The organism is Desulfoconvexum algidum (genome assembly GCF_055382125.1).
This window is the reverse complement of sequence record NZ_AP042394.1, coordinates 4,690,774-4,706,873: the sequence shown is the minus strand read 5'-3', so window position 1 is coordinate 4,706,873 and position 16,100 is coordinate 4,690,774. Positions and strand designations below refer to the sequence as shown.

The 16,100-nt window shown below is 45.6% G+C and carries 14 protein-coding genes and 1 pseudogene; 4 read left to right on the top strand and 11 right to left on the bottom strand.

Annotated features, from left to right (window positions below):
• Positions 1 to 21 precede the first annotated feature (21 nt).
• The 3 genes from ACZ45G_RS21410 to ACZ45G_RS21400 all read right to left on the bottom strand — a co-directional run bounded on the left by ACZ45G_RS21410 (position 22) and on the right by ACZ45G_RS21400 (position 3,630).
• The gene (locus tag ACZ45G_RS21410) at positions 22 to 357 is read right to left on the bottom strand and encodes an antibiotic biosynthesis monooxygenase family protein (RefSeq protein ID WP_464172538.1); all 336 of its coding nucleotides are present in this window, start codon (positions 355 to 357) and stop codon (positions 22 to 24) included.
• A gap of 246 nt (positions 358 to 603) precedes the next feature.
• Entirely contained in the window at positions 604 to 1,614 is a 1,011-nt protein-coding gene (locus tag ACZ45G_RS21405; protein ID WP_464172537.1) for a tetratricopeptide repeat protein, read from the bottom strand.
• Positions 1,615 to 1,623: 9 nt separating this feature from the next.
• Positions 1,624 to 3,630: a class I adenylate cyclase gene (locus tag ACZ45G_RS21400; protein WP_464172536.1), complete on the bottom strand. Its 2,007-nt coding sequence runs from the start codon at positions 3,628 to 3,630 to the stop codon at positions 1,624 to 1,626.
• A 115-nt stretch (positions 3,631 to 3,745) separates the two neighbouring features.
• On the opposite strand from ACZ45G_RS21400, the gene ACZ45G_RS21395 reads away from it, so the two are divergent.
• Both ACZ45G_RS21395 and ACZ45G_RS21390 read left to right on the top strand, forming a co-directional pair.
• Complete coding sequence (locus ACZ45G_RS21395) at positions 3,746 to 5,311, top strand: HDOD domain-containing protein (RefSeq protein WP_464172535.1); 1,566 nt, start codon at positions 3,746 to 3,748, stop codon at positions 5,309 to 5,311.
• 96 nt (positions 5,312 to 5,407) lie between these two features.
• Positions 5,408 to 5,695 (top strand): annotated as a pseudogene (locus ACZ45G_RS21390) (ArsC family (seleno)protein); the annotation flags it as partial.
• Positions 5,696 to 5,800: 105 nt separating this feature from the next.
• On the opposite strand, the gene ald reads toward ACZ45G_RS21390, so the two are convergent.
• On the bottom strand, positions 5,801 to 6,913 hold the full coding sequence (gene ald, locus ACZ45G_RS21385; protein WP_464172534.1) for an alanine dehydrogenase: 1,113 nt from the start codon (positions 6,911 to 6,913) through the stop codon (positions 5,801 to 5,803).
• A gap of 37 nt (positions 6,914 to 6,950) precedes the next feature.
• Entirely contained in the window at positions 6,951 to 8,351 is a 1,401-nt protein-coding gene (locus ACZ45G_RS21380) for an aminotransferase family protein (protein WP_464172533.1), read from the bottom strand.
• A 314-nt stretch (positions 8,352 to 8,665) separates the two neighbouring features.
• Between ACZ45G_RS21380 and ACZ45G_RS21375 the strand changes: the two genes are divergently transcribed.
• On the top strand, positions 8,666 to 8,959 hold the full coding sequence (locus ACZ45G_RS21375) for a hypothetical protein (protein ID WP_464172532.1): 294 nt from the start codon (positions 8,666 to 8,668) through the stop codon (positions 8,957 to 8,959).
• A gap of 71 nt (positions 8,960 to 9,030) precedes the next feature.
• Here ACZ45G_RS21375 and ACZ45G_RS21370 read toward each other — a convergent pair whose 3' ends face one another.
• The 4 genes from ACZ45G_RS21370 to ACZ45G_RS21355 are packed head-to-tail and all read right to left on the bottom strand — an operon-like array spanning position 9,031 to position 11,770.
• Positions 9,031 to 9,576, bottom strand: coding sequence for a 2-oxoacid:acceptor oxidoreductase family protein (locus ACZ45G_RS21370; RefSeq protein ID WP_464172531.1), 546 nt, complete (start codon positions 9,574 to 9,576; stop codon positions 9,031 to 9,033).
• Entirely contained in the window at positions 9,576 to 10,400 is an 825-nt protein-coding gene (locus ACZ45G_RS21365; protein ID WP_464172530.1) for a 2-oxoacid:ferredoxin oxidoreductase subunit beta, read from the bottom strand. The genes ACZ45G_RS21370 and ACZ45G_RS21365 overlap by 1 nt, the downstream gene beginning before the upstream one ends.
• 1 nt (position 10,401) lies before the next feature.
• A complete protein-coding gene (locus ACZ45G_RS21360; protein ID WP_464172529.1) occupies positions 10,402 to 11,556 on the bottom strand; it encodes a 2-oxoacid:acceptor oxidoreductase subunit alpha in 1,155 nt (384 codons plus the stop codon).
• The gene (locus ACZ45G_RS21355; RefSeq protein WP_464172528.1) at positions 11,540 to 11,770 is read right to left on the bottom strand and encodes a 4Fe-4S dicluster domain-containing protein; all 231 of its coding nucleotides are present in this window, start codon (positions 11,768 to 11,770) and stop codon (positions 11,540 to 11,542) included. Before ACZ45G_RS21355 ends, ACZ45G_RS21360 begins: the two co-directional genes overlap by 17 nt.
• 201 nt (positions 11,771 to 11,971) lie before the next feature.
• Here ACZ45G_RS21355 and ACZ45G_RS21350 point away from each other — a divergent pair, with 201 nt between their 5' ends.
• Entirely contained in the window at positions 11,972 to 12,817 is an 846-nt protein-coding gene (locus ACZ45G_RS21350; RefSeq protein WP_464172527.1) for a glycosyltransferase family 2 protein, read from the top strand.
• Here the strand turns inward: ACZ45G_RS21350 and ACZ45G_RS21345 are convergent.
• The gene (locus tag ACZ45G_RS21345) at positions 12,812 to 15,346 is read right to left on the bottom strand and encodes a DUF342 domain-containing protein (protein WP_464172526.1); all 2,535 of its coding nucleotides are present in this window, start codon (positions 15,344 to 15,346) and stop codon (positions 12,812 to 12,814) included. The genes ACZ45G_RS21350 and ACZ45G_RS21345 overlap by 6 nt on opposite strands.
• Positions 15,343 to 16,089 carry a response regulator gene (locus ACZ45G_RS21340; protein WP_464172525.1) on the bottom strand — a complete coding sequence of 249 codons (747 nt, stop codon included), beginning with the start codon at positions 16,087 to 16,089 and terminating at the stop codon, positions 15,343 to 15,345. The genes ACZ45G_RS21345 and ACZ45G_RS21340 overlap by 4 nt, the downstream gene beginning before the upstream one ends.
• Positions 16,090 to 16,100 lie beyond the last annotated feature (11 nt).

Here is a 16,100-nt window from a genome sequence, read left to right as displayed (position 1 = left end):
GACACTGGTTTCACCCGTTTACTATTGTTGATTTTCCCTGGGACGAAATTTGGGAACAATGCCGCCCACGATGGGTTCATAATATCGGTAAATGGTTTTTTCCCCCAGCAATTCATCTATTTTTCGCTGGATGGCCTGACGTTCCTGGCTGTGCATCCATTTGTTCCAGTCTTCCAGGGTATGCCAGGTGCTCATGATCAGATATTCCCCTTCACAGTCCAGGCAGCTAAAGGTCTGGTCTGTGAGGAATCCCGGCTGAACAGTGGCTCGGGACCTGAGTTGCACGATAAAAGGGGCCAGTTGGGCTGCCATGGCTTCATCTTTAACCAAGCGTTTGATAATAATGGAAACGGCCATAATGCACTCCTCTTTGTAAAAAAAATAAGTTTAAAAAAACAGGTTTAAAAGACAATGAATTGTGATAAAAAATAACAAGACTGGGTCAGAAAGAATTAAAAAAATACCATTGATAGAAAAATTGAACCTTCAGTTTCAATTTCATTCCAGGAGTATTCGTAGAATTAGTTTACCAATTTGACGGATTTGTTGTCAAATCATATTAAAAATATTCTGGAAATATTTACCGGTCCAATGTAGAACAAGTCAGACAAGACCCAGGTCAATGGCCTTGATGACCTGTTTGGCTTCCTCAAACCCATGGTCCTTGTCAAGAGCTGCCTGGAAATAGACTTTGGCTTTGGTGGTATTTTTCATGTCCAGGTAGAGTCGGCCGATATTGTAATAAATATAGGGTTCATCCGGGTGGACTTTTAATGCTTTTTTGTACTGGCGCAGGGCCTGTTCTACATCCCCTTTCTTCCGGTGGAGTACCCCCAGGGTATTAAATACGTTCAGCGAATTTGTTCCGGCTTCAAGAATTTCATTGAGAATGTCTTCGGCTGATCCGAGTTTGTCCGTGTCCATGTATATTTCTGCTGCAACCTGGAGGCATTCTTCACATTTCTGGGCATCTCCAAGTGCCTTGTAGGCCCTTCCCATGGCTTCATAGGCTTTGACAAAAAGCCTGTCCAGCTGGGTGGCCTTGGAAAAGGCTTCAATGGCCTCAGAGTGCTGTCCCTGGGAGGTCTTGATATATCCTATATTAAAATAATACTCAGGATTTTCCTTCTGGTTAACAAGGGATTTAAATACCTCCAGGGCCTGGACAAATTCCTGCTTTTCGATGAGATCAATCCCCTTTTCCAGGCTTTCTTCCACCTGGAGGACCATTGGGTCTTTTATCTTTTCAATGGCCCGACAAAGTTTGTCTCGCATCCCTTCCTCGTTATAGGGAATGACAAAAAGACCGGTTACACCGATCTGTCCGGCCTTGATGACCTTGATCTTGGTAAAGGCGCTGTGGGTTAGGAAAAAGGGTAAATCTGCAACGGATTCTTCCCTTCTAAGGATCTTTAATAGGGCGATTCCGGACATGTCTTCCATGTCATAGGAAGAGATGACACAGTCGATTTTTTTTGATTTTAAAAATGCCCAGGCATTGCCGCCGCCCTGGGCGGATAGAATATTGTCATACCCGATTTTTTCCAAGGTTTGGGTCAGATCGGTTCTTTCTCGTTCATTTTCACTGACCACCAGGATGGATTTGTCTTGCATATTTTTTTCCTATAATCTGTCCAGCAAAGGACGGTTTTTATCTTGTCCGTGACGGCGATAGCGCACAGCCGATTTGGCCGCAAGATGTTGTTTGATTTCAAACACAGCTTCCGGGTCATGTTTCTTTGCCAATTGGAAAAAATAGTGCCGCAGATTGGTTTCTCCATATTCATAAATTTTATCGGCGATATCCTCGTATCTATCCCCTATGTTTTTGTTTGTGTCAAGGGTCAATGTATCCAAAAACAATTCTCCCCAGGTATTTAAGGCCAGAAATTCTGCCTTTTCCAAAGGGTGTTCTCCTTTTTTTTCCGAATATACCAGCAAAATCATTAGTTTCGACCAGGAGGGGGAATATTCAAAAATATCATCGGACAAGGGTTTGACAGGCTGAAGGGCCAGGTATAATTTGTCCGGATCCACGGGGTGGGTATGGCTTTCAAACAGGTGCAGGGGAACATCGATTTTCATTGCACTTTGGGACCTGTCATAGAGTTGGTTCTCAAGAATCCATCCCAAGAGACCCAACACAGACGGGGCTTCATGGAGTTTTTCGGGATGGGGCGCAAGGTTCAGGCAACCAGACAGATGCCAGGCGCCGAACCGTTTTTGCTGGAGAAGAAACAATTGCAATTTTTGCTGTTTCAAATAGGTGGAACACTCAAGAATCTTGCCGTTGGCGTTGTTTAATCTTTCCTGGTTTTTATGGATAAGAATTTTAAAGTTTCTTTGTTCCGGGTCAGGGATTGCCTCCCCGGTTTCGTTGGGATACTTTTGCTGAACTTGCTTTGCCATCTCTGCCAAGCGGCTGATGATGGTTCGTTCAAGGAGCAATTTTTCCGGCTCTGCCCAGCGAGTATAGGAGAGCAACTTGCTGACCTGGGCTGGGCTCAGATTCCAGTTCCGGATATACCAGTCCAGCAGTTGCCGTTTGGGAGACCCCATTTCCGGTACACAAACTTTTGGGTATCCGCACAGCCTGAAAAAGATAGCATTTTTGATCAGGTTCAGTCCCTTGGGATACTGTTCCTGGTGAAATTTAATGATCCGGTCAAAAAGCATTTTATAGGGGTCTGCATGGTAATCATCAATGCCTATTTCCGCATATCTTGCCTTTATTTCATCACATAAAGGGCCTATATTCCCTTGACCAAAATCCGTTGAAAAAATCATGGATGCTTTTATCAAGGCCTTTACAGGGTCAAACCGGGCCTTGCAGACATGCCATAAAAGACCTTTTAACATATCCTGGGGCCCGGGTTTTTCAACGGGGCCCAGATCAATGAATCCCTTTGAAATATCGGATAAATTGCTGATGGACGAGATGTTTTTGACAAGGGCGGCATAGGTTTTCGTATCGCACTGGCTGGGCAGAATGGTCCAGAAGGGGATTTTCCCGGCAATCATTAAAAAGGTCCGATAGAATTCTTCTTTTAAAAATATTTTCGGGGCCGTCAGGGTTTCCGGGTCGTTAAACCGGGCATAGCAATTTTTTTTTATGTCTTCCTGGTCCATGATAAAAAAAGTAACTTCCTGATCATAGGTTTCTCTGCTGAATTTAAGGATCTGGTCCAGTTTTTTTTCAAGGTTGTAATATCGTTGCTCAGAGAATTTTTTTTTGTCAATGATGACCCAATAGTCGAAATCGGATCCTGCCGACTGGGTAAAGGTACCCAGGCTGCCGATGTGATAAAATCCTTGCACACAAGGGTCTTTTGTCTGGTGGCAAGGAAGGACATTTCCCTTAAGTAAGCGCTGTTTAAGCACTTCGTTATAAAAACCGGATTGTTCAAAATTGTAAATTCCATGGGCAATGGTATCGGAATCAATGAATCCCGGGAATTCCTTGAGATTGACATGGATATAAAAAGGAATGTTTATGAAAAGCTCAAGCTTAGGTCCGCTAAGATATCGCAGCGCCTCCCGCATCCGGACAATATTATTGTTGGAAAAACTGGATTTTAGGTGTAAAATCCGGTTTTCCAGCTTTTCTGTATTCTTTTTTTTATGGACCATGTCCCTGCCTGTTTCAAAATTGAATTGAAAATAACATTTAAAAAGCTTAGGATAGCCAATGCATTATATGGGTTAATCATCACTATTTTCAAGCTTGTTTTTGAATGGAGTCCCAATGGACCAACCAGCTCCCCCCCATGGGGGTATAGAATTGGATGCGATTTGCTTGCCGGGCCTTGGCCGGGAAACCGGGGCAGGGGATTGGGCGGCAACCCCGTCCGACGCATCTGATCACTCTCTTTTTGTAACCTCTATTTTTAAAAAAATGGTGGCCCAGGATTCGTTTCTATCCTTTTCCCGTCAGGTCAGCAATGTGAATAAAATTTTGACCATGAAATATTCCTCGGCCCAGGATATCGCTAACGTGATATTAAAAGATATGGCGCTGACATCAAAGGTACTCAAATTGGTGAATGCGTCTTTTTATCGGCATTTCTCTAGTAAAGGGATCTCCACCATTTCAGAGGCCATGATCATTCTGGGTACCGATGAAGTCCGGTCGGCCGCCGCCGGGTTAAAGATTTATGAAATGATGAGTGGCCTTGCCAATGCAAAAATTCTTAAAGATAAATCGTTAAAAGGGCTTCAAAGGAGTATCATGGCGAGGCAGATTGCCCTTGAAGGAGGATTTAAAGATGCAGATTCCCTCCAGATTTCCGCCATGATCTATGATTTGGGGGAGTATCTAGTGGCATTGTTTGCCCCGGATAAATATATCCAGATTGAGGTGGTCATGGATGATGATGATACGCTTTCCCTGCAGGCGGCGTCAAAATCCATACTGGGACTGTCCTATAGCGATCTTGGCAGACTGGTGGCGTTAAAACTCCATTTGCCGGAAAACATTGTCAATGCCATTCGACCGGTGACAAATTTCAGTGTGAAAGGGGACAAGATCAGTGAGGGAGATCGTCGTCGGTACGCCTGCGCTTTTACCAGAGAAATTTGCGATATCCCCATGGACACACGGGATCAATCAATGGGCCAGATCATGGAGATTACTGCCAAATACAAAGGGGTTTTGGCGATTGGCATGTCAAAGGCGTTGGAACTGGCCAAAACCTCCCGGGACAAGATGATTAAACATGCGGCCCTTCTAAATATCGATCCAGGCCAGGACAAGGCGATTTCCAGATTTCCTAGTGTAAAAAATATGGACAGCCTCACTGCCGGCTTAAAAAAAATACAAGAAAATCTGCACAGCCAGCTCAGCATTCATGAGATTTTTACCAAAATCGTGGAAACCCTTTTTGAAAGTTTCTATTTTACCCAGGTCTGCATTGCCATTAAAAAAAAAGAGACCCAGACAATGGATGCACGGTTTGCCAAAGGAAATAAATCCCAGGAATTTCTTAAGCGCTTTTCATTTAAACTCGAGAACCGCCTGGATATATTTAACCATGCGGTTTTGAAAAATAGAGACGTTATTGTTAAGGATAACCGCGAAAAAAAATATAAAAAGAAGATTCCTTCCTGGTATATGGATCTTGGGGAAAATGAGCAAGCCTTCGGTCTTGCTGTTTTTCCCGTATTTGTTGGTCAAAAAATTATTTCCATGATTGTTGTGAGCTGGGATAGCAATGCCCATTCCATGAATCAGAAAACTCTTGATTATCTATCGGTGTTTAGAGAACTTATGGTGAAAACATTTACCCTCCATGCACGAAAGCAGAAACGTTAAACCCCCTGTTCCCGATTAAATCTTATCCGATAAAAGGAGAATTACATGGACATTGAATGGGCCTATATCCGCAAAGGCTGAGTATCCTGTAAAAAAGCCCAAATGTATTTTGAGCAAAAGGGGATACATCCCTTGGAGTTGATGGATGCAAAAAAAGAAAAAATTGACCGTGAAATGGCCTGGGAATTGATACAGACCCGGCAGATGGTCTTCATTGGAAAGGGGAAAAAGCTGCTTTCTCTTGAACCGGAATCACACAAGGAAGAAATTTTAAAGGCTGTCATGGGCCGGTCCGGCAATCTTCGGGCACCGGCCATAAAGACAAAGAAGGCTTTTTTTATTGGTTACAATGACACGATCTATGGGGCATTGGAAGGGAGTTGAATAGGGGTAATAAATTATGCCCCTAGAATATTAGATATATCCTAGGGGCACAGGGCTGGCATTTGCTGTGTACCTATCAGGTTCACAGTAATTTTTTGGTGTTGGTTAAAGAAAATTTTCAATGGGTGTGTAATCAAGGCCAAAGGCATCGGCAACCGCTTTATAGGTAACCTGGCCTTTGATGACATTGGCACCCCGTTTGATTTCCTTGTTTTCCTGCATGGCTCGTTTCCACCCCTTGTTGGCGATTTCAATGGCATAGGGAAGGGTGGCATTGGTCAGGGCTGCGGTGGAAGTTCTGGCAACAGCACCTGGCATGTTGGCAACACAATAGTGGACAACCCCATCTACTTCAAAGGTGGGGTCTGCATGGGTGGTGGCTTTGGAGGTTTCAAAACATCCGCCCTGGTCAATGGCAACATCCACAATTACAGACCCTTTTTTCATTGTTTTAAGCATCTCACGGGTCAATAGCTTCGGTGCCTTGGCACCGGCTACCAGAACTGCACCGATAACAGCATCTGCCCTGGCGACCAATTCGGCAAGAACGGCTGCATTGGACATGAGAGGAAAGCAGTTGGCAGGCATGACATCATCCAGGTAGGCAAGCCGTTCCAGGTTGGTATCCAGGATATAGACTTTTGCCCCCAGGCCACAGGCCATTTTGGCAGCGTTAATCCCAACGATACCGCCTCCGATAACCACTATAGTAGCAGGTTCAACCCCGGTTACACCCCCCAGAAGAATACCCATCCCTCCCTGGGGCATTTCCAGGTATTTGGCTGCTTCCTGGGCGGCCATTCGACCGGCCACCTCACTCATGGGAACCAGCAGGGGAAGGGCACCATTGTCTCGTTCAATGGTTTCATAGGCAATGTCAATGGATTTGCTTTTGATCAAAGCATTTGTCTGCTGCTCATCGGCTGCCAGATGCAGGTAGGTGAAAACAATCTGATCCTCACGAATGTAATCATACTCAGATGGCTGGGGTTCTTTTACATGCATGACCATGTCGCATTTCTCAAACACCTGGGCTGGGGTATCTGCCATGGCAGCACCGGCCGCAACATACTCTGCATCAAGGAAACCGGCTCCGGCTCCTGCATTTTTTTCAACCAGAACATCGTGGCCGTTTTTTTTCATGGCAATAACACCGGCAGGTGTCATGCAAACTCTATTTTCTAGTACTTTTATTTCTTTTAAAATTCCTACGAACATGGGATGTCTCCTTGATTTAAATAGGGTGTTACAATTATTATTTAAATGTTTTTTCAATGGCCGTTGCCACAGCTGCCACAATGGTATCTGCCTGTTCTTTGGTGATGATCAGGCAGGGGGCAAAGTTCATGATGTTGTTGAGCCCGTGAAAGCTTGAGTTGGTCCGTCCAACAATCACGTTTTGGGCCATCACATTGCCCATGAGCTGCGCCATCTGATTTTCGGAAATGGGTTCCTTGGTGGTTTTGTCCCTTACAAACTCAATGCCGGCAAAAAGTCCCTTTCCCCTGACATCTCCCACAATATCATATTTTCTCAGTTTTTCAAGTTGTTCATTGAGATACGCTCCAACCTTCACGCTGTTGTCCAGAAGGTTTTCGTCTTCAATGATTCGTGTGCTTTCAAGGGCAGCTGTCAGGGCTGCTGTGCATCCCCCGTAAGTGGAGATGTCCCGAAAGTAGTTGAGTCGGGTCCCAGGGTCACTGGGGTCGTTTAAGAAAGCATCATATACTTCTTGTTTAACCACGGTGGCGGAAAGGGCGCCATAGGAACTGGCAAGACCCTTGGCCATGGTGATGATTTCAGGATCCACCTCATAGTGCTGGTGGCCCCAGAAGGTGCCGGTCCTGCCAAATCCGCAGACCACCTCATCCATGATCATCCAGATATTATATTTTCTACAAATTCTTTGGAGGATGGGATAATACTCTTTGACGGGTATCAGGATTCCGCCGCCGGCTGTGATGGGCTCTACAATCATGCCGCCGATGGTGTGGGCTCCCTCTTTGAGGATAATCTCCTCCACCTTTCTTGCACACTCGATGTCACAATTTCCATAGGTCTTGTCATAGGGACAGCGATAGCAGGTGCAATGGGGAAATTCCACAAACCCCTCCACAAAGGGACCGAAATTTTCTTTTCTCTGGGCCTGGCCCGTGGCGCTCATGGCACCGATGGTGGTACCATGGTAGTCCCGGTCCCGGTACATGATTTTGTATTTACCCTTTCTGGCAGGATCGATGTGGGATGCCTGGCGAATAATTTTGAAGGCTTTCTCATTGGCTTCCGAGCCGGAATTGGAAAAATAAACTTTGTGGTGGTTGGGCAATTTTTCCAAAAGTTTTTTGGCAAATTTAATGGCGGGGATATTGCCGAACACCCCGGTAAAATAAGGCATCTTTTTGAGCTGGTCACAGACAGCTTGGGCAATGGAGTCCCGGCCGTAGCCAACCATGACGCTCCAGACACCCCCCGAAGTCGCATCCAGGTACTGCCGACCCCGGATATCCTTGACCAAAAGGCCCTTTCCTTCCACAATAATCATCTGTTCCTGGGTTTCAAAACATTTGTGGGGTTTTAAATGATGCCACAGGGCATCTTTATCGCCTGCCACCATCTCTTCAACATCATAGTCAAGCCAGTTATCTTTATCGGGCATTGGGACCCCCCTTTTATACTCATTTTTTTATGATTTTCGTTTTGGAATTAAGTTGTCGGTGCATCATTTGTAGTCTTCACCGGCAACGGGGTGTGTATTTCTGATATCTGATATGTGATACATCAGACATCAGAAGGGTGTCAAGAAAAAAATGCTGGTTCAAATTCTCAAAGATTTTTCTGTCTCCCCGGGTCCTAATCTTAAGGACCGGTTGCAGCTATTTTGGGGGGGGGAAAACTGGAACCTTTAAAAAAAAGAGGTTGAAAACAAAGGGGAAGTGTGGCAGGTGTAATTTAAAAAAAGGAGAAAGACTTATGGAACTTCACGTAAATGATATTTTAACCCGGATTACCCGGTACAATTTGATCCGAAAGGGTCGGATGATTTATATTGATGTTCATCAGAAAATCCAGGGGAATCTGGCCGGGGACTTTATCGCTGTTCCCAATCTGGTGAATATTGTTGCCAAGCCGGAACATCAGGGGGCCGGCAGCTCCGAGCAGGATGCCTTGGAAGGCTGTTTAAAAAAAATAAAGGGACTCAATATCGAAGATTTGTTCCCGACAACAGGCTCCGGGCAAGCCCCGGCAGCACCCAAAAAAAAATAAAAAAAGCCTAAAATAAAAAAACACCTGGTGACAACTTTTGCACCAGGCGTTTTCCGGGATTGGTATCTGGCCTATAGTGCTGCGGCTTCACCCATTTGAAACCCCAGTTCCAGGGCTTGTTTGTTCATCGTCATAAAGTCCTTGGGAATGGTGGTTTCCAGAACTTTGAGGATGGAGTCAGGTTTTACCAGCTGGGAGATTCCAATGAGGGCACCCAGCATACAGATGTTAAAGACGATGGGTTTTTTGATTTTTTCCATGACCGTCTCATACATGGGCAGGCAGATATGTCGTGCATCCACCTTTTTTTCAATGGTAACATATTTTGAATCTACCAATAAAAGCCCCCCCGGCCGAAGGATCGGGGAAAATTTATTATAGCTTTCCTGGGTCAGGCAGACCAGAATATTGGGCTGGTTCACCTTGGGAAAATTGATCTCCGCATCAGAAATAAGTATATCGCTCCGGGTGGAGCCCCCCCTTGCGGCTGCCCCGTAACTCTGGGACTGGACAGCATTTTTCCCTTCAAAAATAGCAGCCGCCTTGGCAAGAATAATGGCTGCCGTAATCACACCCTGTCCGCCTGAGCCTGAAAAAACAAGTCTTGAACGTTCCATTATGCGTTTCCTTTCATTGCGGTCTCGATGATGCGGTCATATGCCTCACAATATTCAGGCCTGTCCGTATCTTCAACAAAGATACCCCGCTGTATCAGGTTGGGATTTTTTTCCAGTTTTTTGGATCCGATTTTGGTGGTATTATTTTTATACCCTTCCATCATCTGGACCGCATCCCCTTCCTTGTTTTTTCTGCCATAATGGGTGGGGCACTGGGTCAAAATTTCAACAACGGAAAAGCCCTTGTGCATGATGGCTTTTTTAAGGATATTCTTGGCTTCCGTGGCATGGAACACCGTGGATCTGGCCACAAAACTGGCCCCTGCACCTTTGGCAAGCTCAACCACATCAAAACTGTTGTCAATGTTAGTATAGGGGGCGGTGGTGGCTTTTTTGCCAAGGCCTGTAAGCGGCGAAAACTGGCCGCCGGTCATGCCGTATATCCTGTTGTTCATGACAATGGCCGTGATGTCGATGTTCCGCCGGGCCGCATGGATAAAATGGTTTCCGCCGATGGCCAGTGCATCTCCGTCTCCCATGGGCACGATGGCCTTGAGGTGGGGCCGGGACAACTTGACACCCGTGGCAAAGGTCAGTGCCCTGCCGTGGATGGTGTGCAGGGAATGGAAATCAACATACCCGGATATCCTTGAGGAGCATCCTATCCCTGACGTCATGACTATTTCGTTCTTGGAAAGCCCCAGTTCATGGATTGCCCGAAGCAACGAGCCCAGTACAATTCCATGGCCGCAACCCGGACACCACATATGGGGGAAAAACCGAGCTCTTACATAATCTTTAAAATCAAATGGTGTATCGTTCATCTTAAACCCCCTTGCCTTGAATCATTCTCAGGACAGTTTTGATATCGGTGGGTGATATCAATTGGCCGTCAATCCGGTTTGCCAGGAATACATTGTTGGGATTATCCACAGCATTTTTAACCTGGGTGATCACCTGGCCCATGTTCATTTCAACCACGATGACCGCCTTGGCATTGGCACATTTTTCCCGGACAATATCCGTGGGAAATGGCCAAAGCGTTTGAAGCTCCAGAACTCCGATTTTCACCCCCCTTGCCCGTCTGTTCTTGGCAAGGTGAATGGCAGAGCGTGCCGAAGACCCAAAGGAAACCAGGACATATTCCGCATCATCCAAGAAATATTCCTTGTACATGGCAATGTCATTGACAGAGTTTTCGATCTTATCCACCAAATGGTGTAAAAGGCCGTTGACCACGGCAGGGTCGTTGTTGGGAAAACCCCACATGTCATGGAAAAGGCCGGTCACATTGTACCGGTGCTCCGCCCCAAAATCAGACATGGGCAGCCGGCCGTCCTCACGGGGAAGATAGGGATGGTAATCCACATCTTTACCAACCGCGGTTCGTAACCGGTCCACCACGGGTATCTCTCCTGGTTCCGGAATGACAAGCTTTTCGCGCATGTGGCCGATGGCTTCATCCAAAAGTAGAACAACCGGGGTCCTGTAAGTTTCTGCCAGGTTAAAGGCTTCCACCGTTATCTTAAACACATCCTGGTGATTGGATGCGGTAAGGGCGATGATGGCGTGATCCCCATGGGTTCCCCATCTGGCCTGGTTTACGTCTCCCTGGCTCACATGGGTGGGGTTGCCTGTGGAGGGACCGCCCCTTTGAACATTGGCAATGACACAGGGGATCTCTGCCATGCAGGCATAGCCCAAAGCTTCTTGTTTCAGGGAAAACCCTGGCCCCGAGGTGGCGGTCATGACTTTGTTTCCCGTAAGGGAGGCACCGATGATGGCGCCCATGGAGGCGATTTCGTCTTCCATCTGGATGAATTTTCCGCCCTGCTTTGGAAGCCTTGCTGCAAGCTGCTCCATGATTTCAGTGGATGGGGTGATGGGGTATCCTGCAAAAAAATTGAGGCCGGCATACAGCGCTCCCTCAACACAGGCTTCATTTCCCTGGACAAACCTGATGTTATTCTTGTGAGTCATTTTCCCCTTCCTGCTCTTTTATGATTTGAATTGCTAAATCAGGGCAACGGAGCTCGCAGAGCATGCACGCTATGCAGTCTTCCGGTCGTACCGCATCCACCTTTCCGTTTCTGTCAAGTTCAAGGACTTGTTTGGGACAGAAATGAACACAGATACCACACCCTTTACACCATTCTTTGTCAATTACATGTGTGACAGATTTGCCTTTTGCCATAATATCCTCTTAATAGATAAACCTACTCAAATTTAAGGCTTTCATTATGTGATTTGAATTCGGTTGTCAAGGATTACCGATATTTAAAATGAATGGAATTTATTATTTTGTATTTCTTCAAAAAAAGCAAGACAAAAAAAGCACTTACCCCAGAAACAATAAGGATTTACCAGATAAAAAGGGCATGGTATAAGGTGTCCCATGGAGTCAATTTACAAAAAACTTGTCAGTGTAATCATCCCAACATTCAACCGGGCCTGGGCTTTAAAAACGGCAATCGATTCGGTCCTGGCACAAACCCATGATGAAATCGAAATTATTGTCATTGATGACGGATCCACGGACACTACCCCGGATCTTCTGGCAGGGTATGGCAATCAGATCCAGGTGTTCGTCCAGAAAAATCGTGGGGTGAGCGCTGCACGCAATTTTGGGATTAAACGAAGTCATGGTGAATTTATTGCGCTTCTGGATTCCGATGATGCCTGGGAACGAGATAAAATTTCCTGTCAAATCAATTTTTTTGACCAGAATCCCGACGCTCTTATCTGTCAGACAGAGGAAATCTGGATACGCAGGGGCAGACGGGTCAATCCCAAGGTCAAGCATCAAAAACCATCGGGTATGATTTTTGAGCCTTCTCTTTATCTGTGTTTGGTGAGCCCCTCCGCCGTGATGATCCGCAAAAAACTGTTTGAATTAAAGGGGGGCTTTAATGAAGACTTTCCAGTGTGTGAAGATTATGATCTCTGGCTTCGCATCGCAATAGACACTCCCATTTTTTTGATTGACAAACCCTGCACCATAAAGCACGGCGGACACGAGGATCAATTGTCGGCCCATCATTCCCAGGATAAATATAGAATCGCTTCCATTGTGGGGCTGATTCAATCCGGATCTCTTTCCAGGGAACAAGAATTAATGGCGGCAAGTGTTCTAGAAAAAAAATGTTGGATTTACGGCAATGGCTGTCTGAAAAGGGGGAGGACCGAGGAGGGGCAGTATTATCTGGGACTGTATGAATCCCTTGTTGGGAAGAATTTATAAATCCGAGACATTCATTTTATAGAAATATTGGCCGTCTTCCATCATGGATTTTTCCTGAATCTGGGATCTGGACAGATCCTCTCGCAGGGTCATGCTGGAATTGGGGCCTTGGATAATGGTGTCCTGGGTGATTTTTCCATTGATGAGGAGCCGGGGAAGAGGGGGGTTTTTATCGGCAAACTCTTTGAGACCTTTTTTTTCAAGAACATATGTTTTGTTTTGTCGTTCAATATGATTTAGTTGTTCTTTTAGTTGTTCTATTTGTTTGGCATAGAGGTCTTGGGTTCCAAATATTTTATTTAATTCCTGTTCTGCCGTTTCTGCTGTTTCAGATAATTTTTTTATCTGAAGGGTGGCTTTCTGCAAGCCTGCCACATCATTGTCCTTTTTTAAAAATGGAATGGCCTGTGTGATTTCTTTGGTTTCGTTCTGGGCTTTTTCCTGGATCTGGGCTCGTTGAGTGATTTGCTCATACAGTCCCTGGTCCTGGGTTTCGATTGATTGTATTTTTTCCCTTATTTCCTGCAAAAGAATCAAGGCTTTTTCCAGCCGGGCATCAATTTTTTGGAGCTGTTTTTGTATGTGTTCATCCACACCGATTTTTAAGAGGGCTGGTTTGGATGAACTCGTTCCTATTTTGCCGGCGTCAATCCCTTGTTTTGCGATTATTTTTGAAGAAATGATATGCCCGGCAGGATTTTGGCAGGCACCGGAGATGGTGATGTCTGAATCAATAATCTCTCGTTGGATGATAAGGTCGCCAAATCCTGCGACAATTGAATGGTTGATAAATTTTGCATGGACATTGCCCACCGAGGTAATTGTTGTTTCTGTGATACCGGCAGAGATATACAGATCACCGGACAATTCAATTGTTGCGCCTTCTATTTCCTGGGCGGTAAGACTGATGCCTTTGACCGTGAACCCTTCTTTGACGATTCCCTTGACAATGATATTTCCATTGAAATCAATGTTGCCGGTTTCAAAGTCAACATCGCCTTTTATCATCAATTCTGGATTGACCGTGATATTGCCCATGGCGTCCACATGGGGCTGACCGTCTATGGCTGCATATATGGCAAGCTCGTTTTCTTCCTTGATTTCGGTGCCGCTGCCAAAAATAAAAATCGGATCCAGGGCCTTTTCAACAAGGATAGGGCTGCCAAAGACGTTCATTCCTTCTTTTCCTTCCTTTGCCGGTGTTTTTTCTGCAAGGAGGTCGCCTTTATGAATATAGGGGATTGCGCCTCGATCTCTGAAATCGATGGTGCCGTCGCTCTGTAATTTCCCGGGGTTTATAAAATCGTTTTCAAAGTGAAATTTTACGTGGCCATCTTCACTGGCAATAGGCGCTTTTCCCCTTGCCACCACAAACGGTTGCTCTCCTGTTTCCAGATTTGAAATCCAGGCTTCGATGGCTTCATCTTCAATAATGCCAAAGCAGATTTCCTGGTCGCCTATATAATTTTGAAGGCTTGGAAGGGTTATCATATCCGGAAGGTCCATCCCTTTGATCCTTTGAATGGATGCCGTTGTTTTATCCTTTGAGATTGCAATTTTAAAATATGTATTTAAGGAGGTTTCTTCCCCATCTTTCTCTTTGCTGATTTTTTTAAGAGAGTCGCCAGTTACGGGTTCTGGCTTTGAGGTAAGGGCTGTTTTTAAGATTTTTTGGATAAGATCCGCTGGGACAGCCTGGGCAGTGGTTCCAGCATCGGCAGTAGCGATAGCAGCGATGGCGTTATTTCCCGGCAATGTTGTCTGGTCTTGGGGTAAAATAAGGGATTGTAAATTAAGGACAACTGGATCAAGGTTTGTTTTTGAAGCGATGCTGTTAAATAAGGCCTTGATATAATCGCAAAGTATGAAAAATTCACCTTCAAGAGATTCAGGGGTCACCGGGCTTTTGTTTTGGCCTATTCGGTCCCCAAGGGTGATATTCTGATCCTTTAGTTTGAGGGCTTTTCTCAGGTTGGAGCGGTGCATGAGGATTTTTGTTTTTTTCCCATCAATGAGTTTCTGGCAGGTCTCGCCTTTTTTTTTCATTTTATGGGCAATTTGAAACAGCTGTTTGTTCTGGTGACGGGTGATTCGTTTTAATTGCAGGCGTTTCATGGCCCGTTGAAATTGGGCCAGACAATGTTTTGTCTGGTTGATGAGATCTTCATCCTGGAAGGGATAAATAATGCAGGAATTAATACCTCCCTTGTTAATGGCCCGGATAACCATGTCCGGCTCGTCTGCCGGTACCATGAGCATGCGTTGGGTCATGGGGGAAATTGCTTTTGCATGTTTGTGTATGTCATCTCCTTCCATCTTGGGTAATTTGAAGTTGGAGATAAACAGGTTGAAGGGTGTGTTTTTGGATTCCTCCAACCGCTGGAGGGCTGTCTTTGAGACATTTTCGCAATGGACATCCCAGCCTTGTCTGGTAAGGATTGTCCTGGCATGGTCGCAGATTGTCCCATTGCTTTCAAGGATGAGAATTTTGGGTTTTGCCGAAGGGATGGGTTTCGGTGGATCCGTCATGGAACCCTCCTTTTATCAAGGGGAGGCATTTCAAATCCGTTTACCAGGGCCAGGTCATTAACCTCGTTGAACAATGCGGTTATGGTTTGTGCGAACAGATCGTTGAGCATCCCCTGACCCTTTTCACCCAAGGGGGCGACAATTGCCTGCAACTCTTCCATGATCATGGAAGGGGTCAAGTTTGTATGGGGGGTCAATTCTTTGAGTTGTGTTTCAATGGCTTCAATCTCAGTGTCAATGACCAGCAATTTTTTGGCATGGGTTGTTGCCGTTTCCATGAGATCACAATTTAATTCATATAACTTGGCATTTTGTTTCTTTGCGAGGGTGATAAGGGCCTTATCTTCCAGAAACCGTTCATATTGCCTGATACCATATTGAATGGCCTGGAGCATTTCGTCGTCTTTCCAGGGTTTTGAGATATACCGCTGGACAGCGCCTTTATTAACAGCATTGATAATGGTCTGCATGTCTGAATGCCCAGTTATCAGAAACCGGATGGTTTCTGGATTAATTCGCTTGGCATGTTCAAGGAATTGGGTGCCTGGCATGCCAGGCATTCGTTGATCTGAGATAATCAGAGAAAAGGGCTGGTCCGCTGTTTTAAGACTCTCCAAGGCGGATTCACCACTGTCGACATATACGGATTCAAGTTTTTCTATTTCAAGAAGGCGGCCAATGGCTTTGCCGATCAGGGCTTCATCCTCAACAACCAGTACCCTGTGTTGATACCCCGACATCATTTATTATCCTT